21 protein-coding genes are annotated in these 20,839 nt (G+C 71.7%); 12 read left to right on the forward strand and 9 right to left on the reverse strand.

The genetic code is table 11. The annotated features are described in order from the left end of the window. Positions 1-17: 17 nt before the first annotated feature. Positions 18-281: a PLD nuclease N-terminal domain-containing protein gene (locus J2W21_RS15365; RefSeq protein WP_307115382.1), complete on the reverse strand. Its 264-nt coding sequence runs from the start codon at positions 279-281 to the stop codon at positions 18-20. A gap of 25 nt (positions 282-306) precedes the next feature. Between J2W21_RS15365 and J2W21_RS15370 the strand changes: the two genes are divergently transcribed. Next, positions 307-768: a DUF4229 domain-containing protein gene (locus J2W21_RS15370; protein ID WP_307115383.1), complete on the forward strand. Its 462-nt coding sequence runs from the start codon at positions 307-309 to the stop codon at positions 766-768. Between the two features lie 21 nt (positions 769-789). Here J2W21_RS15370 and J2W21_RS15375 read toward each other — a convergent pair whose 3' ends face one another. The 5 genes from J2W21_RS15375 to J2W21_RS15395 form a co-directional block, all read right to left on the reverse strand. Beyond that, the gene (locus tag J2W21_RS15375) at positions 790-2,094 is read right to left on the reverse strand and encodes an HNH endonuclease signature motif containing protein (protein WP_307115384.1); all 1,305 of its coding nucleotides are present in this window, start codon (positions 2,092-2,094) and stop codon (positions 790-792) included. Between the two features lie 194 nt (positions 2,095-2,288). Further along, positions 2,289-3,170: a 1,4-dihydroxy-2-naphthoate polyprenyltransferase gene (locus J2W21_RS15380; protein WP_307115385.1), complete on the reverse strand. Its 882-nt coding sequence runs from the start codon at positions 3,168-3,170 to the stop codon at positions 2,289-2,291. A 53-nt stretch (positions 3,171-3,223) separates the two neighbouring features. Next, positions 3,224-4,366, reverse strand: coding sequence for an AMP-binding protein (locus tag J2W21_RS15385; protein WP_307115386.1), 1,143 nt, complete (start codon positions 4,364-4,366; stop codon positions 3,224-3,226). A gap of 49 nt (positions 4,367-4,415) precedes the next feature. Then, positions 4,416-5,387, reverse strand: coding sequence for a 1,4-dihydroxy-2-naphthoyl-CoA synthase (locus tag J2W21_RS15390; protein ID WP_307115387.1), 972 nt, complete (start codon positions 5,385-5,387; stop codon positions 4,416-4,418). A gap of 90 nt (positions 5,388-5,477) precedes the next feature. Next, positions 5,478-6,554, reverse strand: coding sequence for a LacI family DNA-binding transcriptional regulator (locus tag J2W21_RS15395; RefSeq protein ID WP_307115388.1), 1,077 nt, complete (start codon positions 6,552-6,554; stop codon positions 5,478-5,480). Positions 6,555-6,686: 132 nt separating this feature from the next. Here J2W21_RS15395 and J2W21_RS15400 point away from each other — a divergent pair, with 132 nt between their 5' ends. The 6 genes from J2W21_RS15400 to J2W21_RS15425 all read left to right on the forward strand — a co-directional run bounded on the left by J2W21_RS15400 (position 6,687) and on the right by J2W21_RS15425 (position 12,412). Next, positions 6,687-7,514 carry an ABC transporter substrate-binding protein gene (locus J2W21_RS15400; protein ID WP_307115389.1) on the forward strand — a complete coding sequence of 276 codons (828 nt, stop codon included), beginning with the start codon at positions 6,687-6,689 and terminating at the stop codon, positions 7,512-7,514. 19 nt (positions 7,515-7,533) lie between these two features. Then, a complete protein-coding gene (locus tag J2W21_RS15405) occupies positions 7,534-8,322 on the forward strand; it encodes an amino acid ABC transporter permease (RefSeq protein WP_307115390.1) in 789 nt (262 codons plus the stop codon). Between the two features lie 41 nt (positions 8,323-8,363). Beyond that, positions 8,364-9,149, forward strand: a complete 786-nt coding sequence (locus J2W21_RS15410) for an amino acid ABC transporter ATP-binding protein (protein ID WP_307115391.1) — start codon at positions 8,364-8,366, stop codon at positions 9,147-9,149. Then, entirely contained in the window at positions 9,146-10,228 is a 1,083-nt protein-coding gene (locus J2W21_RS15415) for a Gfo/Idh/MocA family protein (RefSeq protein ID WP_307115392.1), read from the forward strand. The genes J2W21_RS15410 and J2W21_RS15415 overlap by 4 nt, the downstream gene beginning before the upstream one ends. A 24-nt stretch (positions 10,229-10,252) precedes the next feature. Next, positions 10,253-11,377, forward strand: a complete 1,125-nt coding sequence (locus J2W21_RS15420; protein ID WP_307115393.1) for an NAD(P)/FAD-dependent oxidoreductase — start codon at positions 10,253-10,255, stop codon at positions 11,375-11,377. Between the two features lie 81 nt (positions 11,378-11,458). Further along, positions 11,459-12,412, forward strand: coding sequence for an L-lactate dehydrogenase (locus J2W21_RS15425; protein ID WP_307115394.1), 954 nt, complete (start codon positions 11,459-11,461; stop codon positions 12,410-12,412). A 44-nt stretch (positions 12,413-12,456) separates the two neighbouring features. Here the strand turns inward: J2W21_RS15425 and J2W21_RS15430 are convergent, their stop codons facing one another. After that, positions 12,457-12,894 carry a VOC family protein gene (locus J2W21_RS15430; RefSeq protein ID WP_307115395.1) on the reverse strand — a complete coding sequence of 146 codons (438 nt, stop codon included), beginning with the start codon at positions 12,892-12,894 and terminating at the stop codon, positions 12,457-12,459. A gap of 161 nt (positions 12,895-13,055) precedes the next feature. On the opposite strand from J2W21_RS15430, the gene J2W21_RS15435 reads away from it, so the two are divergent. Together J2W21_RS15435 and J2W21_RS15440 are read left to right on the forward strand one after the other, a co-directional pair. Next, on the forward strand, positions 13,056-14,504 hold the full coding sequence (locus J2W21_RS15435) for a hypothetical protein (RefSeq protein ID WP_307115396.1): 1,449 nt from the start codon (positions 13,056-13,058) through the stop codon (positions 14,502-14,504). Between the two features lie 171 nt (positions 14,505-14,675). After that, positions 14,676-16,346: an ATP-binding cassette domain-containing protein gene (locus J2W21_RS15440; RefSeq protein WP_307115397.1), complete on the forward strand. Its 1,671-nt coding sequence runs from the start codon at positions 14,676-14,678 to the stop codon at positions 16,344-16,346. On the opposite strand, the gene J2W21_RS15445 is transcribed toward J2W21_RS15440, so the two are convergent. Next, on the reverse strand, positions 16,288-16,977 hold the full coding sequence (locus tag J2W21_RS15445; protein ID WP_307115398.1) for a YceI family protein: 690 nt from the start codon (positions 16,975-16,977) through the stop codon (positions 16,288-16,290). The genes J2W21_RS15440 and J2W21_RS15445 overlap by 59 nt on opposite strands. A gap of 4 nt (positions 16,978-16,981) precedes the next feature. Next, positions 16,982-17,716: a CPBP family intramembrane glutamic endopeptidase gene (locus J2W21_RS15450; protein ID WP_307115399.1), complete on the reverse strand. Its 735-nt coding sequence runs from the start codon at positions 17,714-17,716 to the stop codon at positions 16,982-16,984. Positions 17,717-17,907: 191 nt separating this feature from the next. Here J2W21_RS15450 and J2W21_RS15455 point away from each other — a divergent pair, with 191 nt between their 5' ends. From J2W21_RS15455 to J2W21_RS15465, 3 genes are read left to right on the forward strand one after another with little or no spacing between them, the layout of a single operon-like run. After that, a complete protein-coding gene (locus J2W21_RS15455) occupies positions 17,908-19,140 on the forward strand; it encodes a thiolase family protein (RefSeq protein WP_307115400.1) in 1,233 nt (410 codons plus the stop codon). Further along, positions 19,140-19,922: an enoyl-CoA hydratase/isomerase family protein gene (locus J2W21_RS15460; protein ID WP_307115401.1), complete on the forward strand. Its 783-nt coding sequence runs from the start codon at positions 19,140-19,142 to the stop codon at positions 19,920-19,922. The genes J2W21_RS15455 and J2W21_RS15460 overlap by 1 nt, the downstream gene beginning before the upstream one ends. Beyond that, positions 19,922-20,791 carry a 3-hydroxyacyl-CoA dehydrogenase family protein gene (locus J2W21_RS15465; protein ID WP_307115402.1) on the forward strand — a complete coding sequence of 290 codons (870 nt, stop codon included), beginning with the start codon at positions 19,922-19,924 and terminating at the stop codon, positions 20,789-20,791. The genes J2W21_RS15460 and J2W21_RS15465 overlap by 1 nt, the downstream gene beginning before the upstream one ends. Positions 20,792-20,839: the final 48 nt, after the last annotated feature.

The following is a 20,839-nucleotide window of genomic DNA, read 5'->3' on the forward strand; positions in this document are numbered from 1 at the left end:
GCTCGCTCAGAGTCCGCTCAGAGTCCGCGGAGGAAGTCAGGGTCGTCGTCCGGTGCCATCGGGCGGCGGCCCTTTCCGTCCCTGCCGCGCGGCGGGGTGGTGCCGCGCGGGCGTCCGAACACGAACCAGAGGACGGTGCCCACGGCGGGGAGGACCGAGATGAGGAACCAGAGCGTCTTCGAGAAGCCGCCCCGGACAGCGCGGCGGTCGCTCAGCGCGCAGTCGACCATGCCGTACAGCCATGCGACCAGAACGATGAGCCAGGGCAGGACGCGGATCATAGGACCATTTTAGTAAACTCGTCCAGTGGCCTCCCTCAAGTACTTCCTGCTCCGCGCCGTCCTGTTCGTTGTGCCGTTCGCGGTGTTCATGGTGCTGCGCATCGGAGTCGTCCTCTCGGCCATCTACGCCGTGCTCATCGCCTTCGCGATCAACTTCCTCTTCCTGACCCGCCAGCGCAATGCCGCCGCCAGCGAGGTCCGCGACGTCTTCGGCGGCCGCAAGCAGGTGCGCTCCAAGCGCGAGCTCGCAGACGCCGAGGTGGAGGACGCGCTCGACGACGCACAGCGCGCCGAGGAGGACGCCCAGTACGAGGACGCCCAGTTCGAGGACGCCGAGGATGGGGCAGCCGGAGCCGGCGCCGTCGGGCCCGGCCGCGCCGACGAGGATGTCTCCGGCGCGAAGGCTGCCGACGACCCTGAGCGCGAAGACCGCACGCCGCGGGACCGGAAGGCGCAGGCGCCTCGCGAGGAGGGCACGACCTCGTAGCCAGGAATTCCTGCTCCTGCGCTAGAACGGTGGCGGTGGGTCGCCTTCGGGGTAGGTGACGTGGCGCCTGCCGGTTGGAGAGGTCCATTCGATCGTTCCGGGCGGGGCCGTGGGGCGCGGCCCGGGCGGTGGTTCCGCAGTGGAGCGGTGCGCCTCGTCTGGGCCGGCCGCCGGGCGCCCGATCTGCCGCGCCTTCCAGTAGCCCTCGCTCTTGAGCCGATGGTGCTCCCGGCAGAGGAGGGCGAGGTTCTCTGGGTTTGTCTCGCCGCCGCTCGCCCATGCCGTAGTGTGGTCGGCTTCGGTCGCTGTGGCCGGGCGGTCGCATCCGGGGAAGCGGCACACCCTGTCCCGGGCGCCGAGCTGCCGGCGCATCGCGGCGCTCGGCCGGTAGCGTGTGCGCCCCAGCGCCAGCGGTGCGCCCGTTCGCTCGTCCACCCAGAGCCGGGTCCAGCTGGGGGCCCGCGCGGCCAAGAGCCGGGCCGCCTCCGGATCGAGGGGACCGTAGCCGAGGATCTCACCCGCTCCCTCGCCCGAGCCGTCGAGGGTGCTCGCCGGGATGGTGGCGATGATCTCGGCCCGCGGGCCCGCCGAGGAGCCTTCAGGCTGGCCTGAACCGGCGAGGAGGTCCGTGAAGACGTCTGCCCGCAGCTGGGGGAGGGTGCGGGCCTCGGAGGGGCCCTGAAGGGAATGGGCAATGCTCTCGAGGCGCGTGTCGATGGCCGCGGCGTCCTCGAGGGGCAGGTAGGCGGTGAGCCAGCACATCGCGTCCCCGGCGGCCTCGATGTCCACGCGGCGGTGCTCACGGGCCTTCGCCTTGCGGAGCGCGAGGGGCTCGGCGGCATGTTTCTCGGCCATGCGCCTGAGCCGGCGTCCCAGCGTCGCGGGGCTTGGGATCCGGTCGGAGTCCGGGCCGCCCTCAGGACCGACCGGTGCGGCGACGGAGACTGCCTCGGCAACAAAGGCCCCGAGCCGTTCGTGGGGCACCGGTGCCGCGGCGTCCAAGATCGTCCGCGCCCGGCGATGGGGGAGGAGCCCTGCATACATGGCATCGAGGAGCGGACGCCAGGCGGGCCGGGACAGCTCGAGCGCCTCGGCGACCATGGCCTTTGCGGTGCGGGGGGACAGCTTCAGGGCGGCCGAGACCTCGGAGGCCGCGATGGAGGGCGCGCCGAGACGCCGGAACGGATCGTCCGAGGAGCCGCCTACCGCTCGCGCGAGCGAGGCCAGCGCGACGATGCGTTCGGCTGCGCGCGAGGCCTCGTCGCGGTCGAGGCGCTCCAGCCGGGCGATCAGGAGATGGGCGGCCTCGGCCCCAATGTCGGCCATGATCGCCGCGGCGGAAGGGAGGCCCTCGTCGGGGACGGTGCGCTGGTCCCCGTGCGCGCGGGCGGCGGTCGCCGTTGCCGGGTCCGCTGCTGCGCCCGACGCGAGGTCGTCAGCGATGAGCGCCAGCAGCTCGGGATCGGGACGCGGCGGTCGACATTCCTCGCCGCCTCCCGACGCCCTGCAGCATGCCCGGCCTAGAACGAGGCCCTGAGCACCACCGCGACCGTGAACAGCACTGCGTAGCCGAGGTTGATGAACCCGGTCTGCTGGAGGACCGGGATGAGGCGGGGCCCCTTCTTCCCGCCGAGCATGAGCCACGACGGGGTGAGGCACGCGGGAACCAGCAGCAGCATGATGAGCATCCAGGGGTTCCACGGCGCCAGCAGGAGGGGGCCGAGGACCGCGATCCCGAGCATCCACACGTAGGCGCGGCGGGCCCGGTAGTCGCCAAGACGCACCGCGAGGGTCCGCTTGCCCGCCGTCTCGTCGGTCGGGATGTCGCGGACGTTGTTGGCCATGAGGAGCCCGTCCGCGATGAGGCCCGTGCCGATCGCCCCGATCCAGGACGCTGCGCTGAGGGTCCCCGCCTGGGTGTATGTGGTGCCGAGCGTGGCCACGAGGCCGAAGAAGACGAAGACGAACACGTCGCCGAGCCCGAGATAGCCGTAGGGGTTCTTGCCGCCCGTGTAGCCCCAGGCCGCCGCGACGCATCCGGCGCCGACGAGCAGCAGCCACCACGTCTGGGAGATCACCACGAGGACGAGCCCGAACACCATCGCGGCGCCGAACGCGATGAAGGCGGCGCGCTTGACCTGGGCGGGCGCGGCGGCCTTGGAGCCCGTGAGCCGGAAGGGTCCCACGCGGTCATCGTCGGTGCCACGGATCCCGTCGGAGTAGTCGTTCGCGTAGTTCACGCCGATCTGGAGCAGGACTGCAACGAGCGCGGCCAGCACCGCGTTGACCGGCTTGAACGCCCCCAGGCCGTACGCGGCGGCGGTGCCGATCACCACGGGCGCGACGGCCATCGGCAGGGTGCGCGGCCGGGAGCCGGAGATCCATTGGGCGGGTGTTGCCACGGGCTGATTCCTCTGAAGCTGGTGGGTGGGTGAAGGCTGAGGCGGCGGCCGCGCTAGGACCTGCGGTGCCTGGCGGCCAGGAGCTGCGTGAGGGCCCGGCGGTCCGGCTTGCCGTTCGGCAGGAGCGGGAGCGACTCGAGGGCCAGCCAGGACTTGGGCGCGAGCCGGCCTAGCCGCTCGGCGGCCGCCGCCCTGACGTCCTCCGGCACCGTATCCCCTCGCCCCCCGGCCGGTGCTTCCGGAGCCGCGAGGACCACGGCGGCGACGAGCGCCTGCCCCCACTCCGGGTCGTCGACGCCGGCCACGAACGCCTCACGCACCCCCGGCAGGGCCTCGACAGCTGCCGCCACCCGGGCGGCGGAGGCCTTGACGCCGCCGGTGATGACGACGTCGTCCGCCCGCCCCAGGATGCGAAGACGGCCGTCCGGCTCGAACTCGCCCACGTCGGAGCTGAGGTACCACCGGCGGCCGTCCCCGTCGGTGCGGAAGTGCTCGGCGGTGCGCTCCGGGTCGCCGACGTACCCGGCGGCCACGACGTCTCCGCCGAGCCACACCCGGCCGTCCACGAGCTCGACCTCGACGCCGTCCAGCGGCACGCCGTCGTACACGCAGCCGCCGCAGGTCTCGGCGGAGCCGTAGGTCGTGATGACGCGCACTCCGGCCTCGTGGGCTCGGTCGAGGAGGTCCTGGGGCATCGCGGCGCCGCCCAGCAGCACGGCATTGAAGCGGGCGAGCGCCGCAAGCACGCGGGGGGAGCCGTCGTCGAGCAGGCGGCGCAGCTGGGTGGGCACGAGGGACGTGAAGCGGACCGGGTCGGTGAGGGCCTCCGCTGCCTCGGCGAAGGCCTCGGGCGTGAAGCCGCCCGAGAGGTCCATGGCCCAGGGCCGGGTTCCTGCGAACAGGGAGCGGACCAGGACCTGCACCCCTGCGACGTAGTCGAGGGGCAGCGCGAGCAGCCACTGCCCCTCGCCCCTGAGCCTCATCGCCGTGGCCGCCGAGGACGCCGCGAGGGCGTCGACGGTGAGGGCGGTCGCCTTGGGTGCCCCGGTCGAGCCCGAGGTGCGGACCACGACCGCTGTGCCCTCGGGCAGCGCGCGCCCGTCCGCGGACCCGTTCCCGCCGGGCCCGAACTCGACGGCCGGACCCTCGCCCGCCAGTGCGGCGGCGAGGGCTGAGAGCACGGGGTCCAGGTTCACGATGTGGGTGCGCCTCTCGTTGGGGAGTCAGGTCCGTCGGGGTGGGGAATCAGAAGTAGTACGGGAACGCTGACCAGTCCGGGTCGCGCTTCTGCAGGAAGGCGTCGCGGCCCTCCACGGCCTCGTCCGTCATGTACGCCAGCCGGGTGGCCTCGCCCGCGAACACCTGCTGGCCGGCGAGGCCGTCGTCGGCGAGGTTGAACGCGAACTTGAGCATGCGGACGGCCTGCGGGGACTGGCGGGCGATGTCCTCGGCGTACTCGAGCGCGACCTCCTCGAGCCGCGCGTGCTCCACGGCCTCGTTGACCGCGCCCATCGTCACCATGTCCTCCGCCGAGTACTCGCGGGCCAGGAAGAAGATCTCCCGCGCCCGCTTCTGCCCGATCTGGCGCGCCAGCAGCGCCGAGCCATAACCGGCGTCGAACGAGCCGACCGTCGCGTCGGTCTGCTTGAACTTCCCGTGCTCGCGGGAGGCGATGGTCAGGTCGGAGACCACGTGGAGGGAGTGGCCGCCGCCGGCCGCCCAGCCGTTGACCACGGCGATGACCACCTTCGGCATGGTGCGCATGAGCCGCTGCACCTCGAGGATGTGGAGGCGGCCCGCGCGGGCGGGGTCGATCGTCTCGGCCGTCTCGCCGGATGCGTACTGGTAGCCCGCGCGCCCGCGGATGCGCTGGTCGCCGCCGGAGCAGAACGCATGGCCGCCGTCCTTGGGGGAGGGGCCGTTGCCGGTGAGGAGCACGGTGGCAACGTCCGGCGTCATCCGCGCGTGGTCCATCGCGCGGTAGAGCTCGTCGACCGTGCCGGGGCGGAACGCGTTGCGGACCTCGGGCCGGTTGAAGGCGATCCGCACCGTGGGCAGGTCGCGGACGACGGCGCCGCTCGAGTCCCGCTCGACCTGCCGGTGGTAGGTCAGATCCTCGAAATCGAAGCCTCCGACCACCCGCCAGCGCGTGGGGTCGAAGATGTCGGAGACCTTCTCAGGCAGGGCCGGCTGCTCATTCGCGGAAGTGGTGGTCACGTGGAAAGAGTCTAGTCGTCGGCGCGCGCAGGGGGAGCCGGGCGTGACGGTGCCGGGCTGCGCCCCTTGAGCCTGCGTGCGGCGTGCGCCCTAAGCCGTGGGTGTCCTCTCTCCTGAGCCTACCGAGGCCCGTTCGACGAGGTGGGCCTTGAGCGGCAACTGCTCGGCAGGGACCCTGTGGCCGAGCCTGCGCAGCAGGGCCCGTGCGGCCTCGCGCCCCATGTCGTAGACCGGCTGCGACACGACGGTCAGAGGCGGATCGACCAACTCGGTCCAGGGGAAATCGTCGTAGGCAACGACCGAGACATCCTCGGGGATCCGAAGCCCCCGGCGCTTGATCTGGCCGAGCACTCCGAGCGCAATGCGGCTGTCCGAGCAGACGATGGCAGTTGCGGGGTCACGGCGGTCGAGCAGGTCAGCGCACGCAGCGGCCAGCGCGTCGTCGGACGCCGCGTTGAGCTTCACGAGGCTCCGGTCCCACTCCGCTCCGGCCTCGCCGAAGGCCCGCTCGATCCCGCCCACCCGGTCTGCGACCGGGGAGAGGCCAAGGTCCATGCCCAGCTCGTAGGGTCCCTCCGCGCGGAGGCTCGAGACGTAGCCGACGCGCCGATGCCCGGCATCCAGGAGGAGCCGACCCACGTGGAGGGCGGCTTCCGCGAAGTCGACTCGGACGGTGTCGAGGCTCCACCCACGGACGCCGCGGTCGAAGAGGACGACAGCCCGGTTGTGGTCGTGGGCGGACTCGAGGTGAGCCGTCTCGGTGCTCGAGCACGGCGCGATGATGAGGCCGGCCACTCGCTGCTGCAGCAGTTCCTGGACCGCGCCCACCTCGGCACCGAGGTCCTCGTCGGTGTTGACGAGGACCACGGTGTACCCAGCGTCGCGAACCTCATCGGAAATGCCGCGGAGCGCCAGCCCGAAGTGGGCGTTCTCGATGTCCCCGACCACCACACCGACCGAGGTGGAGCGGCCGGTCGTCATGCTCCTGGCGAGCTGGTTCGGCCTGTAGCCGAGTTCCTCGGCCGCCGCGAGGACGAGGGAGAGCACCTGCTCGCTGACGGAGCCGTAGCCGCCGAGCGCCCGCGCGGCCTGGGCCTTCGACACTCCTGCGGCCTTCGCCACGTCTGCCACCGTCGCCTCGCGGCCTCCGGACTCGCGCTTCGTCATATGCCCCCCTCGTCCAAAAAAGAGATTGACGCCACACCGTGGCGTAAGTACAGTCACATCATCCCCGAAGTTGAGACCGGTCTCAACCCCAGCGATTGAGACCGGTCTCACTGACAGAACGGAAGTCATCCCATGCGGAGCATCAAGGCAGCGGCACTCGCGGCAGCAGCCGCCCTCGCCCTCTCCCTGTCAGCCTGCGGCGGCTCGAGCAGCGCCTCGTCGACGGCGGCAGACAATCCCTACGGACTCATCACGCCCGGGCAGTTCCGGGTCGCCAGCGTCGGCGACTCGAAGCCCTACACCTTCACCGATTCGGCAGGAAAGTTCACCGGCTTCGACGTCGAGCTCTTCACCGATGTGGCCCACCGGGCCGGGATCGACAACGTCGTCTTCACGGGCCAGGACTTCTCGGCGATCCTTCCCGCAGTCGCCAACGGGCAGTTCGATGTGGGCGTCGCGGCCATCGGCATCACCGACAAGCGCAAGCAGACGGTCGACTTCTCGGACGGCTACCTCGCCGGCTACCTGACGGTGCTCACGACGAAGGCGTCGGGAGTCACGGGGGCCGACGGCGTCAAGGGCAAGCGCCTCGGCGTCGTGCAGGGCACCCTGCAGGAGACCTACGCCGTGAAGAACTTCCCTGATGCGAACCTGGTCCGCTTCCCGGACAACAACGCTGCCGTCTCCGCCCTCAACTCGGGCACGATCGACGCCCACTTCCTCGACTACGAGGCCGCCAAGGACTACGTCTCGAAGTTCGGCCTCGTCGACGCCGCGGACATCCCGTCCTTCGACGCCCCGGCCGGCTTCGCCGTCGCCAAGAACAAGCCGGCCCTCAAGGACGCTCTGAACAAGGCGCTCAAGGCCGCCATGGCCGACGGCACATGGAAGCGCCTCTACCAGAAGTGGTTCCCGGGCTCGCCCATGCCGAAGCAGTACCTGCCCGCGTCAGACCAGTAGCCGAGCTGAAAGCACCGTCATGGATCTGTTCGACAACCTCGCCAAGACGTTCTTCGACGTCCAGGCCATGGCCGATGTCCTGCCACAGCTGCTGCAGGTCGGCCTCGTCAACACCCTCGTCATCTCGATCGCGGCCACCGTCATCGGCTGCTTCGTCGGGATGTTCGTGGCCCTCCTCGGCATCTCGCCCTCACCGTGGCTGCGGTGGCCGGCCCGTGTCTACACCGACCTGTTCCGCGGGCTCCCCGCCATCCTGACTATCCTGCTCATCGGCCAGGGCTTCGCCCGTCTGAGCCAGCAGGTCTTCGGACCCAGCCCCTACCCCCTCGGCATCATCGCCCTGAGCCTGATTTCGAGCGCCTACATCGGGGAGATCTTCCGCGCCGGCATCCAGGCCGTCGACAAGGGCCAGCTCGAGGCCTGCCGGGCCCTCGGGATGGGCTACGGGGCGGCCATGCGACTCGTCGTTGTGCCCCAGGGCATCCGACGCGTCCTCCCCGCGCTCGTGAACCAGTTCATCTCGATCGTCAAGGACTCCAGCCTCGTCTACTTCCTCGGGCTTCTCGTCTCCGAGCGCGAGCTCTTCCGCGTCGGCCAGGACGCCGCGGTCCTGAGCGGAAACCTGTCCCCGCTCGTCCTCGCCGGCCTCTTCTACCTCATCGTCACCGTCCCGCTCACCCACCTCGTGAACTTCATCGACCAGCGCTTCCGCACCGGGCGGCGCAAAGCCGCCCCGCCCGTCTCCGGGCTCCGAGAGGTCGCCGAGCTCGAGACCGTCGGCGCGCCAGCACAGGACGCACGACCATGACCAGCCCCGCGGCCATCCGCCCACGGACCAGGGACATCACCATGAACACTGAATCATCGCCATCGCCCACCGAGACCGCCGCCGTCCCGCCCCCCGCCTATCGGGGCGCCGGGCTCGACCTCCGGGACCTGACACTCGCCTATGGCGACATCGACGTGGTCCGGAGCATCAGCCTCCGCGTCGAACCGGGGACGACGACCTGCGTGATCGGGCCCTCGGGCTCGGGGAAGTCCACGCTCCTGCGCGGCATCAACCGCCTGCACGAGCCGAAGTCGGGGGACGTGCTCCTCGACGGGAACTCCACCCTCGGCCAGCACCCGGACCAGCTGCGCCGGAAGATCGGCATGGTCTTCCAGCATTTCAACCTCTTCCCGGACCACACCGCGCTCGAGAACGTGGCGCTCTCGCCGTGGAAGGTCAAGCGGCTTCCGAAGCGGGAGGCGGTCGATCTCGCCCGGGCGCGCTTGGACGAAGTGGGGCTGCGGGACCGTGCCGACCACAAGCCCAGAGACCTTTCGGGCGGCCAGCAGCAGCGTGTCGCCATCGCCCGGGCGCTCGCCATGGAACCCCAGGTGATGCTCTTCGACGAGGCGACTTCCGCGCTCGACCCCGAACTCGTCAACGGCGTGCTCAACCTCATGGCAAGCCTCAGCAGGCGCGGCATGACGATGGTCGTCGTCACCCACGAGATGGGGTTCGCCCGCAGGGCCGCGAACCAGGTGGTCTTCATGGACGAGGGACAGGTCGTCGAGACCGGCTCCCCGGAGGACATCTTCGACCGCCCGCGTTCAGCCCGCCTGCAGCGCTTCCTCTCGGAGGTGCTGTGATCGGCCAGCTCGCCCCGGCGAATCGGATCAGAACGGCAATCGTCGGCTTCGGCGTCTCCGGAGGCGTGTTCCACGGACCCCTCCTCGCGGCCAACCCGCTGTTCAGCGTGGAGGCAATCGTGACCGGAAACCCGGCGAGGACAGCGTCGGCCCGCGAGCGTTTCCCCCGGGCCCTGGTCGTGTCCGACTACGCCGGCCTCCTCGGGAGGATTGACGACGGCAGCCTCGAGCTCGACCTCGTAGTCCTCGGCACGCCGCCCGCGCTCCATCGGGACCAAGCGATCGCCGCCGCGGGCCGCGGCCTCCATGTCGTGGTCGACAAGCCGTTCGCGCCGTCGGTCGAGGACGCCCAAGCGATGGTGGACGCCGCAGCCGCCGCCGGCGTGGTCCTGACGGTGTTCCAGAACCGGCGCTGGGACGGGGACTTCCTGACTGTCGCCGACCTCATCGGCTCAGGCCGTCTCGGGGAGGTCCATACCTTCGAGTCCCGCTTCGAGTGGTGGCGTCCCGAAGGCTTCGGCAACTGGCGCGACACTGCCGGGGTGGAGGACGGCGGAGGGCTGCTCGCAGACCTCGGCAGCCACCTCATCGACCAGGCGGTCCGGCTCTTCGGTCCCGTCGACGCGGCGCGGGCGTACCTCAGGCGGCACTCCGACGGCGCCGGCGGCGACGAGGACAGCTTCGTGGAACTGAGGCACGCCTCCGGCGTTGTGGCCCGCCTCTGGATGAATGGCCTCGCGCCGGCCACGGGCCCGCGGTTCCACATCCTCGGCTCCCGGGCGGGGTTCACCTCGTGGGGTCTGGACGGGCAGGAAGCCGCGCTCGCGGCGGGAGCCGACCCAGCCAGGCCAGGCTACGGAGCTGTCCCGTCACGGGAGCCCGCCCGGCTCTCGGACGGCGCCACGACTGTCGACGTCGGCCTCGCCCCCGGCGACTACCCCGCCTTCTACCGCCTGCTCGCCGACGCCCTGCACCGCGGCGCACCCCTCCCGGTCGAACCGACCGAAGCCCTCGAGACCCTGCGGATCATCCGGGAGCTCCACGCGGGCGCCCCCATCCGCTCGCTCGCCCACATCTGAGACACGAGACCAGAGGAAGAACACATGCCTGAGAACCAGAACCCCCGCCACGTCGCGGTCATCGGCGGCGGCGTCATCGGGGTCTCCACCGCCGTCCACCTGCTCCGTTCCGGCGCAGAAGTCACCCTCATCACCGAGGGAGGACTCGCCTCCGGCGCCTCGGGCCGCTCGCTCTCCTGGCTCAACTCGGCCGGGACCAGGAGCGACGAGTACCACGCGCTGCGCATGGCGGGCATCGACCGCTACCGCACCCTCTTCGCGCAGGACCCCCCTCGCGAGTGGCTCCAGTTCGGCGGCGGAGTCTACTGGGACAGCGACGGCGACGGGGCTTCAGCCACGGCACGCCACGAGCACGAGCGCTCCCACGCCTACGACTCGCACCTCGTCAGCCCCGACACCATCGGCGGGATCACCCCCGGGCTCAATGCCGAGGCCCTTGCCGAGACCTCCGTGTACAACCCGGGCGAGGGCTGGGTGAGCCTCCCGCACCTCATCGATCACCTCATGGCCGAGTTCGCGCGCCGCGGCGGCGTGCTCCGGGCCCACGCCGGCCGCGCCGAGGTCATCGTCGAGGAGGGCCGCGCCGCCGGTGTGACGGCCCCGGCCCTCGGCACCGTCCGGGCGGACGCCGTGATTGTGGCCTGCGGTGCGCAGACGCCGGACGTCGTGGCGCCGCTCGGAGTGCGGATCGACAATGGCTCGCCGGTGTCGATGCTGGTCGTGACCGAGCCGTTCGACAATGATGTCCGGGCCGTCCTCAATACGCCCCGGGCCGCGATCCGACCCAACCCGGGCGGCACCATCGCGATCGACCACGACTGGTACGAGGAGCACATCGTGCGCGACGCAGCCGGGGATTACTCCATTCCCGAGCCCGTGGTCGACGAGCTGCTCGAGGAGGCCTCGCGGCTCCTGGCGGGAACTCCGAAGCTGAAGGCGGGCTCGTGGAAGCTGGGGCTCAAGCCGATTCCGGGCGACGGCGAGCCCGTGTTCGGGGAACTCCGGAAGGTCCCGGGGTGCTACACGGCCTTCACCCACTCTGGCGCCACGCTGGCCCTCATTGCCGGTGAACTGGTTGCCGATGAGGTCATTACCGGCCGCCCGCATCCGATGCTGGCGACGTTCAGGCCGGAGCGGTTCGAAGCCTGACGCGGCCCGCACGCCTCTCCGCCCTGTCGATGAGGGCGGAGAGGCTTGCACTCTCGCGCCGGCGTGGCATAGGAAGAACCCATGGCGGCTCAGGCAGGCAAGCTCGTGGTGGTCGGCGCCGGCGCTGTAGGTAGCTCGGTGGCCTACGCCGCCCTCATCCGCGGCTCGGCGCGCGAGGTGGTCCTCTACGACATCGACCAGGCCAAGGTCGAGGCCGAGGTCCTCGACCTCGCGCACGGAACCCAGTTCACCGGGGCCTCGAGCATCACGGGCGGGACGGACCTGGCGCTCGCGGCGGACGCCGACATCGTGGTGATCACCGCCGGAGCGAAGCAGCGGCCCGGCCAGACCCGGCTCGAGCTCGCCGGGACCAACGCCCGCATCCTCGAGGCCCTCATGCCGCGGCTGGTCGAGCGGGCCCCGGATGCGGTCTACGTGCTCGTCACCAACCCGTGCGACGTGCTGACGGTCATCGCCCAGCGGATTTCCGGCCTCCCGGCGGCCCGCGTGTTCGCCTCGGGCACCGTCCTCGACACCTCCCGCCTACGCTGGCTTCTCGGCGAGCGCGTCGGGGTGTCCCGCTCCTCCGTCCACGCCTACATCGTGGGCGAGCACGGCGACACCGAGTTCCCGCTCTGGACCTGCGCCACGATCGGCGGCGTCCCGCTGCGGGACTGGACGGCCGACGACGGCTCCCGGGCGTTCACGCCGGAGTCCCTCGAGGCGCTCGCGCACAACGTCCGCACGGCTGCCTACCGCGTGATCGAGGGCAAGGGCGCCACCAACTACGCGATCGGGCTCTCCGCCGCCCGCATCGTCGAAGCAGTCCTGGGCCGAGAGGACGCCGTGCTGCCGGTCTCCTCGGTGCTGTCCGGTCAGCACGGCATCCACAGCGTCGCCCTCAGCCTGCCCTCCGTGGTCGGCGTCGGTGGGGTTCGGCGCGTCCTCGAGGTTCCGATGGACGACGGCGAGCTGGCGCGGCTCGGGCGCTCGGCCGAGGCCCTGCGCGCCTCGGCCCAGTCGCTCGGGTACTAGCCGCCCGGGTATTGGCCGCCCGGGCTCCGGGGCGCCCGGGCCGCTCACGTGATGCAGAACTCGTTCCCCTCCGGATCGGCCATCGTGTACCACCCGTGCGGGCCCTCATGGGCCTCCCACAGGAACGTCGCCCCGCGGGCCTCGAGCCGTGCCCGGACCTCGTCCTTGTCATCGCCCCGGAGGCGGACGTCCCAGTGCACCCGGTTCTTGACGGTCTTGCCCTCGGGCACCGCTTGGAAGAGGAACCGCTGCCGGCCCCTGTCCCCGACCTGGTCGGGCGGGCAGATGGCCTGCGCGGAGGCCCAGACGAGGACACCGCGGTGCGTCGTCGTCTCCTCCTCGCGCGCGTAGCCCTCGGCGACCATGCGCCGGATGAAGTCCTCGTCGCTCGGTTCGACGGTCCAGCCGAGGGTTTCGGCCCACCAGTCGGCCTGGGCATGCGGGTCTCGGCTGTCGATGACCACTTGGAAGGAATACGCCATGGCCCCACGCTAGGCAGCGCGGTCCAGCAGCGGAAGGAGCGCGGACAGCGAAGCGGACAGGACGTGTCCGCTCGCCCCCGGCGGCCCTCGGGGCGAATTCCTCTAGGCGGCGGTGCGAGGCGCCGTCACGCTGGAAGCCCCCGGCCGGTGAGGAGCCCACGATGTCACGACGACGCGGGATGCGAATCCTTCCCCACTGGCTGCATGGAGCACACCGCCTGAGCCGCGTGGCCGTCGTCGCGATGGTGGCACTTGCCGCCGCAGGATGCTCTTCCAGCGCCTCCGCGCCCTCGGCCACGCAGCCCGCGTCGGCCGCCCACTCGTCACCGACGTCCGCACCCGCGGACCAGCCGACCCGGGTCTTCACGGACGACGAGCTCATGGCGATCGTCAACGCGGTGACGGTGCGCCCCTTCGGGGCCTCCGACTCGCGCAGCTTCCGGATCGGGGCAACGGCCAACTCGTGGCCGGCGATCACGTCCACGGCTGCGCCCGCCGAATGCCAGCCCTTCGCGGCCAGGAACCCTTTCGACATCGCCCGGGACGCGAACGTCGCCTTCGCCCAGGGGGCAATGCCTGCGTTCGGCGACTCCCCCTCCCAGGCCGCGCCCTCGGCCGCCGCCGGAGGACCGACGACGACGGCGATCGTCATCGCCAGGAGCGCGGGCAAGGACGCGCTCGCCGCGTCCGACTTCAACTACACGGACGATCTGGCCTCCCGCTGCAGCCAGTTCACTCTGAGGATCAACCAGGGGACGAGCGCCTCGGCCTACAGCCTCCGGATGCTGCCCGCTCCGAAGGTGGGGGAGCGGGCGTTCGCGATGCTCCAGAAGACCGTGCCCGGTGGACCGGGCGATCTGGGCGGGACCACTCTGCGCGTGCTGGCCGGCACCTTGTCGATTTCCCTCTCGCTCAGCGTCGCACAGGACGCCGACGCCCAGCCCGCGCTGGCGGCCCTGGCCCGGACCGCCCAGAAGATCATCGACCAGGCCGCCAACCACCCGCCCACCGTGAGCACGCCTGCGCCCAACTCCCGGACGCCGGAGCAGCTGGCCGCGCTGCTCCGGGGCGTGCCCGGCCCTGACGGGAGCGCACCGCTGGTCAACGCCCAGCTCATCCCAGCACCGGGCACGTCCTCCGCGCGCCCCACCGAGGCGGCGTGCACCTACGACGACGCCGCGTACCTCGGCGCCCTCGCCGGTTCCTCGATGGCCCAGGCGCAGTACTCGGGGAGCCCGGCCAAGAAGTCGTTCATCACCCTGCTCGCCGTCAGCATGGCCGGTTCCATTGCGCAGCCCTATCCCTTCGATACGCGTGCCCGGGCGCTTCGGACCTGCCCGTCCATCACGGAAGACGTCATGGGGCTGTCCCAGACCCGCTCCTGGTCCTCGCTCAGGCCGCTGGCGGCGGTGCCCCGCGGGGATGCAGGCTACGCGGTGGCCTACGAGATCCCGGACGGCACCGGTGAGAGGCACGTGGCGGTCGGCGCGCGGCGGGGAACGCTCTCCGTCGAGGCGAACGACATCCGCGCGACGGACGCGGACGTCCAGCCAGCGGCCGAGGCGCTGGTGGCGCTCGTCGACCAGGTGTTCAGCAAGGCCGGCCTCTAGAGGAGGCCCTCCCGCCCCGCAGGAGCACCCCCGGCCGGCGCTCACACCGGCCGCCCTTGACACCCCGGCCGGAGCCCGGGACGCTTGGAGGCATGCTCCGCTGATCCTTGCCCCGACCCCCGTCCGCCCGGGCCGCCTCCAGCGCCCGCGAGCCGCGAAGCGAGACAGCCGATGCATGCCCCCCTCAGCCGATTCCAGAACAGCCGCCCAGAGCTGCGTGCCCACACGGGCGCGGCCCGGCGCCCCACAGTCCATATCGCCCTCAGCGGCGTGAGCCACGGCTACGGGGACCGGCTCCTCCTCGACCGCGTGGACCTCACCATCACGGACGGGGAGCGGATCGCCGTGGTGGGGGAGAACGGTGCGGGCAAGTCCACGCTCCTCCGCCTGCTGGCCGGGCAGGAGCGGCCCGAGTCCGGCACTGTCGCCGTCCACGGCCGCCCCGCCCGCCTCGGGCAGACCCAGGATCCCGGCGCGCGCGTCGGCGCCCTCATGGCCGAGGCCGCGGCGCGGGCCGCGGAGGCGGAGACGCAAGCCGGCCACGGCGGCGAGGAGGCCGACCCGGACGAGGCGGCGAGCGCCGTCGTGCGCGCCGAGGTCGCGGTCGCGATCGCGCTCGAGCGCCTCGGCGTCGGGCACCTCGCCCGGGAGGGAGGCGACCGGACGCTCGGGAGCCTCTCGGGCGGCGAAGCCGAGCGCATCGCCCTCGCCCTCGCGCTCGCCGACCCGGCCCCGATCCTGCTCCTCGACGAGCCCACCAACCATCTCGACGCCGAGGCGCTCGCGTGGCTAGAGGCCGAGATCGCGGCGCGACCCGGGATCGTCGTCGCGGTCTCCCACGATCGCGACTTCCTCCAGCGGTTCGCCCGCGTGGTCCTCGAGGTCGACGCCGACACCCGCACCGTGCGCCGCTACGGCGCCGGCTACGCGGGATACCGGGCGGAGAAGGCGCGCGAGCGGCGCGAATGGGAGCGCTCGTACGCGGCGTGGGTGGGCGCCAAGGAGCACGAACGCGAGAAGGCCGCCGCGGTGGCGGACAGGGTCGCCTACGGGCGCCGCACCGACAACGACAAGTCAGGCTACAACTACTTCGGCCAGCGCGTCTCCGCGGCAGTGGAGAGCCAGGTCCGGTCCGCCCGCGAACGGCTGCGCCGCCTGGAGGCCGAGCCGGTGCTTCCGCCGCCCCGGCCGCTGCACCTCGCGGCCGCCTTCGAGGCCGACGCCGGCACCCCCGTCACGCTGGCCGGCGCCTCGGTGCCGGGTCGGCTCGCGCCGGTGGACCTTGACCTCGCGGCCGGCGAGCGGCTCCTCGTCGCGGGGCCCAACGGCGCCGGGAAGACGACCCTGCTCGGCCTGATCGCGAGCACGGCGGAGCCCGGACCCGCCGTCGCCCTGCTCCCGCAGGAGATCCCGCCGCCCGCAGATCCCGGCGCGCGGCTGCTCGCGGCCTACGCGTCGGCCCTCCCGGGGGACCTGGACGACCACGCCGAGGCGCTCATGCACACAGGGCTGTTCCGCGTGCAGGACTTCTTCGTGCCGGTCGGATCGCTCTCGGCCGGCCAGTACCGGCGCCTGGCCCTCGCCCGGATCCTCGCCGGGCGGCCCAGGCTGCTGCTGCTCGACGAGCCCACCAACCATCTCGCGCCGCTGCTCGTGGACGAGCTCGAGGAAGCCCTGTCCAGATACCGCGGCACGCTCGTGATCGCCAGCCACGACAGGGCGCTGTCACGCTGGTTCGAGGGACTGGATGGCGCCGCCGGGGGAGCGGGCAGGCGGCTGGCGCTCAGCCGGCCTGGGCCAGGTTCACCCGGAACTCGACCCGCGCGTGGTCCTCGACCTTGACGAAACCGAGGTTCGGCGGGTCGATCCCGAAGTCCCTCACCGCGATCGGAATGGAGCCGGCGGCGGCGATGCGGTCGCCGTCGCGCACCACCTTCACGTCCGCGCTCACGCTGCGCGTCTCGCCCGCGAGGGAGAGCGTGCCGGGCACGGTCACCTCCACGGGCCGGCCGCCGAGGTCCGGGAGCGCGACCGGCGCCCCCAGCGTGAACGTGGCCTGCGGGTACTTGCCCGCCGAGATCACAGTGAAGCGGAAGTAGTTGTCGCGGCCGGTGTTGTCGGTGGCGATGCTGCCGGCGTCGACGGTGACGGCCCCTGCCGTGAGCTTCCCGCCCGCCACCGACGCCGACCCGGTCACCTTGTCGGTGCGGCCCACCACCGCCAGCGCCTTGCCGTTGAGGACCTCGTTGACGGTGTAGCCGGCCTGCGAGCCCGAGGCCACGCTCCAGGTGCCGTTCTCCGCGGAGGCCGGGCGCGGCGTCGTGCTCGCTGCGGAACCGGTCGCCGCGGTGACGCTGAACGGGTCCTCCGCCTTCGGCCCGACCGCCGCGTACACGAGCGGCCCGCCGATCACCACGGCGGCGATCAAGGCCACGACGATGACGAGGGGGATCAGGAGTCTGCGTCTGTCCATAGTCCTAGCGGGTGAGCGAACTGATGTCCACGGTGTACATGAGCACCACGGACAGGAGGTTCTTGAGGGCGTGCAGGGAGTAGCTGAACATGAGGTTGTTGGCCGTCCACGCGTACGCGAACACGAGCACGAGGCCCAGCCCGAGGTACGGCGCGAGGGCCTGGAAGGTGATCGCCTCGCGGCCCGCGATGTGCAGCGCTGCGAACAGTACCACCGATGCCGTGTAGCAGAGCCATCGGTTGATGTACTGGCTCAGCTTCCCGATCAGCAGGTGCCGGAAGATGTACTCCTCGACGAACGGGCCGATCAGCACGAGCAGGGGAGCCGTGAGGTACCAGGGGACATGGGCCGTCATGTCCTCGAGCCCGGTCTGGTTCACCGACACCTCGACCCCGCCCGCGAGCGAGACCACGATCACCGTCACGATGAGCATGGCCACGAGCAGCAGCGGCAGGATCCCCACCGTGAACCACGGCCTGGTTGCGAGGATCCGCGCGTCGCGGACCACGTAGTGCCGTGCAGCAGCCATGGCGGCGACGAAGACGGCCGCGTAGAGCGCGAGGTTCAGCAGGTAGGTGCCCAGCAGCGGGTCCTGTGTGAGCCAGCCGACGCGATTGAACGGCAGGAACACGAGCGCGAACGGCAGGCCGAGGTAGAGCACGACGGCGAGCGCGTCCGCGGGCGTGTACCGGGTGAAACGCCGCGGCCTGCTGGGCGACGTGGAGGGCGATTGGAGCATCAACTCTCAGAACGAACTCGACCCCTGCACGGTTCCATGCGCCGCAGCGGGGACCCGCACGGCGGGCGGGAGGTAGGTTGACCCGAGGGTGGCCGGGTGAGAACCTTTATAGAACGAACGGTCGGTAACTATTTCGTGGACGGAAGGCTCCCGGCCGGATCCTGCGCGTAACGAGGCATGAGGGAGTGCACATGGCTGAGGCTTTTCTGGTCGGTGGGGCGCGGACCCCGGTGGGGCGGTACGGGGGTGCGCTTTCGGCGGTGCGTCCGGATGATCTGGCGGCGCTGACCGTGCGGGCCGCGGTGGAGCGGGCCGGGATCGATCCCTCGCTCGTGGACGAGGTGATCCTGGGCAACGCGAACGGGGCGGGCGAGGAGAACCGGAACGTGGCCCGGATGGCGTGGCTGCTGGCCGGCTTCCCGGACGCCGTTCCGGGCATCACGGTGAACCGGCTGTGCGCCTCGGGCCTGTCCGCGATCATCATGGCCTCGCACATGGTCAAGGCCGGGGCGGCGGACCTCGTGGTGGCCGGCGGGGTCGAGTCGATGTCGCGGGCCCCGTGGGTGATGGAGAAGCCGGCGACAGGGTTCGCCAAGCCCGGGGCCGTGTTCGACACCTCGATCGGCTGGCGCTTCACCAACCCGGCGTTCCTCTCCGGCGAGCTCTCCCGGGACGGCAAGGCCACCTACTCGATGCCGGAGACGGCCGAGGAGGTGGCCCGCGTCTTCGACACCTCGCGCGAGGACTGCGACGCGTTCGCGGTCCGCTCCCACGAGCGGGCCATCGCCGCGATCGAGGCCGGCCGGTTCGCCGATGAGATCGTGCCGGTGACGGTCACGGGCCGCAAGGGCGCCCAGACCGTGGTGGACACCGACGAGGGCCCGCGCCCGGGCACCTCGATGGAGGTCCTCGCGAAGCTGCGGCCCGTCGTGAAGGGCGGCTCCGTGGTGACCGCGGGCAACGCGTCGAGCCTGAACGACGGGGCGTCGGCGATCGTGGTGGCCTCGGAGGCCGCGGTGGAGCGGTTCGGCCTCGCCCCGCGGGCGCGGATCCTCGACGGCGCCTCGGCGGGGGTGGCTCCGGAGATCATGGGCATCGGCCCGGTCCCGGCCACCCGCAAGGTCCTCGAGCGGCAGGGGATTTCCGTGGCGGACCTGGGGGCGGTGGAGCTGAACGAGGCCTTCGCCTCGCAGTCCCTGGCCGTGATGCGCGAGCTGAAGCTGGACGGGGACATCGTCAACGCCGACGGCGGCGCGATCGCCCTCGGCCACCCGCTCGGCTCCTCCGGCTCCCGCCTCGTGGTGACGCTGCTGGGCCGGATGGAGCGCGAGCTCGCCGGCGCGGGCGGCGGGCGGAAGCTCGGCCTGGCAACCATGTGCGTGGGCGTCGGCCAGGGCACGGCCCTGCTGGTCGAGGGGGTCTGATGGGGCTGGACGCCTCCGGCTTCACGACACTACGGGTCGAGGAGGCCGCGGACCGGCTGCACGCCAGGCTGCACCGGCCCGAGGTCAGGAACGCGATCGACCAGTCCATGGTGGATGAGCTGCACGCCGTCTGCGCCCACCTCGAGCAGAACCCGAAGGTGCTGATCCTCTCGGGCACCCCCGCCGACCCGCAGACCGGTGCGAAGGGGGTGTTCGCCTCGGGGGCGGACATCGCCCAGCTGCGCCAGCGCCGCCGCGATGACGCGCTGGCCGGGATCAACTCGGGCGTCTTCGACCGGATCGCCAAGCTCCCCATGCCCGTCATCGCAGCCCTGGAGGGGTACGCCCTCGGCGGCGGGGCGGAGCTGGCCTACGCGGCCGACTTCCGGATCGGCACTCCCTCGCTGCGGGTGGGCAACCCGGAGACCGGCCTCGGCATCATGGCCGCGGCCGGGGCGACGTGGCGGCTGCGCGAGCTCGTCGGCGAGCCGCTGGCGAAGGAGATCCTGCTGGCCGGGAAGGTCCTCACCGGGGCCGAGTGCCTCGCCGCTGGCCTGGTCACCGAACTCGTGGAGCCGGCGGACCTGGTCCCGGCCGCGCACGCACTGGCGGACCGGATCGGCGCCCAGGACCCGCTGGCCGTGCGGATCTCCAAGGCCGTCTTCCACAGCCCGAGGGAGGTCCATCCCCTCATCGACACCCTGGCCCAGGGGATGCTGTTCGAGTCCCAGGCCAAGTTCGACCGCATGCAGGCGTTCCTCGACCGAAAGAAGAAGCACTGATGGGAAAGATCAACCTGGCCGACGGCCTCCCCGCCAAGGTCGGGGTCCTCGGCGGCGGGCGCATGGGCGCCGGGATCGCGCACGCGTTCCTCATGGGCGGGGCGGACGTGGTCGTCGTCGAGCGCGACGAGCAGGCCGCCCAGGGGGCCCGGGAACGGGTCGAGGCGTCGGTGGCGAAGTCGATCGAGCGCGGCGCGGCCGAGGGGAACCTGGACGAGATCCTCGAGTCCTTCACTGCGAGCGTGGACTACGCCGACTTCGGCGGCCGGGACCTCGTGGTCGAGGCCGTGCCCGAGGACCCGGCCCTGAAGACCCAGGCGCTGACCGCGGTCGAGGCCGAGCTCGCCCCGGGCGCGTTCCTGGCCACCAACACCTCCTCGCTGTCCGTGACGAAGCTGGCCGAGTCCCTGGCCCGGCCCGAGCGGTTCCTGGGCCTGCACTTCTTCAACCCGGTCCCGGCCTCGACCCTGATCGAGGTCGTCATCGCCGAGAAGACCTCCCCGGAGGCCGAGGCCGCCGCCCGGGCCTGGGTGACCGGGCTCGGCAAGACCGCCGTGGTGGTCAAGGACGCCCCCGGGTTCGCGTCCTCGCGCCTGGGCGTCGCGATCGCGCTCGAGGCGATGCGCATGGTCGAGGAGGGCGTCGCGTCCGCGGAGGACATCGACAACGCCATGGTCCTGGGCTACAAGCACCCCACCGGGCCACTGAAGACCACCGACATCGTGGGCCTGGACGTCCGCCTCGGCATCGCCGAATACCTCCACCAGACCCTCGGCGACCGCTTCGCCCCGCCGCAGATCCTGCGCGACAAGGTCGCCGCCGGCGAGCTCGGCCGCAAGACCGGCAAGGGCTTCTACGACTGGAACTGACCCCAGCCCGTTGAGGAGCCACGTTCGTCGGATTGAGGAGCCACGTCC

The sequence above is a fragment of the Sinomonas atrocyanea genome, assembly GCF_030811715.1.
Classification (GTDB): domain Bacteria; phylum Actinomycetota; class Actinomycetes; order Actinomycetales; family Micrococcaceae; genus Sinomonas; species Sinomonas atrocyanea_A.

What these genes read in the sequence shown, in the direction of transcription:
- J2W21_RS15460 (WP_307115401.1), top strand. Translation starts at nt 19,140, where the DNA reads ATGGGGCTGGACGCCTCCGGCTTCACGACACTACGGGTCGAGGAGGCC.
- J2W21_RS15425 (WP_307115394.1), top strand. Translation starts at nt 11,459, where the DNA reads ATGGCGGCTCAGGCAGGCAAGCTCGTGGTGGTCGGCGCCGGCGCTGTA.
- J2W21_RS15410 (WP_307115391.1), top strand. Translation starts at nt 8,364, where the DNA reads ATGAACACTGAATCATCGCCATCGCCCACCGAGACCGCCGCCGTCCCG.
- J2W21_RS15365 (WP_307115382.1), bottom strand. Translation starts at nt 281, where the DNA reads ATGATCCGCGTCCTGCCCTGGCTCATCGTTCTGGTCGCATGGCTGTAC.
- J2W21_RS15450 (WP_307115399.1), bottom strand. Translation starts at nt 17,716, where the DNA reads ATGCTCCAATCGCCCTCCACGTCGCCCAGCAGGCCGCGGCGTTTCACC.
- J2W21_RS15430 (WP_307115395.1), bottom strand. Translation starts at nt 12,894, where the DNA reads ATGGCGTATTCCTTCCAAGTGGTCATCGACAGCCGAGACCCGCATGCC.
- J2W21_RS15405 (WP_307115390.1), top strand. Translation starts at nt 7,534, where the DNA reads ATGGATCTGTTCGACAACCTCGCCAAGACGTTCTTCGACGTCCAGGCC.
- J2W21_RS15400 (WP_307115389.1), top strand. Translation starts at nt 6,687, where the DNA reads ATGCGGAGCATCAAGGCAGCGGCACTCGCGGCAGCAGCCGCCCTCGCC.
- J2W21_RS15375 (WP_307115384.1), bottom strand. Translation starts at nt 2,094, where the DNA reads ATGGCCGACATTGGGGCCGAGGCCGCCCATCTCCTGATCGCCCGGCTG.
- J2W21_RS15440 (WP_307115397.1), top strand. Translation starts at nt 14,676, where the DNA reads ATGCATGCCCCCCTCAGCCGATTCCAGAACAGCCGCCCAGAGCTGCGT.
- J2W21_RS15420 (WP_307115393.1), top strand. Translation starts at nt 10,253, where the DNA reads ATGCCTGAGAACCAGAACCCCCGCCACGTCGCGGTCATCGGCGGCGGC.
- J2W21_RS15435 (WP_307115396.1), top strand. Translation starts at nt 13,056, where the DNA reads ATGTCACGACGACGCGGGATGCGAATCCTTCCCCACTGGCTGCATGGA.
- J2W21_RS15465 (WP_307115402.1), top strand. Translation starts at nt 19,922, where the DNA reads ATGGGAAAGATCAACCTGGCCGACGGCCTCCCCGCCAAGGTCGGGGTC.
- J2W21_RS15445 (WP_307115398.1), bottom strand. Translation starts at nt 16,977, where the DNA reads ATGGACAGACGCAGACTCCTGATCCCCCTCGTCATCGTCGTGGCCTTG.
- J2W21_RS15455 (WP_307115400.1), top strand. Translation starts at nt 17,908, where the DNA reads ATGGCTGAGGCTTTTCTGGTCGGTGGGGCGCGGACCCCGGTGGGGCGG.
- J2W21_RS15395 (WP_307115388.1), bottom strand. Translation starts at nt 6,554, where the DNA reads ATGACGAAGCGCGAGTCCGGAGGCCGCGAGGCGACGGTGGCAGACGTG.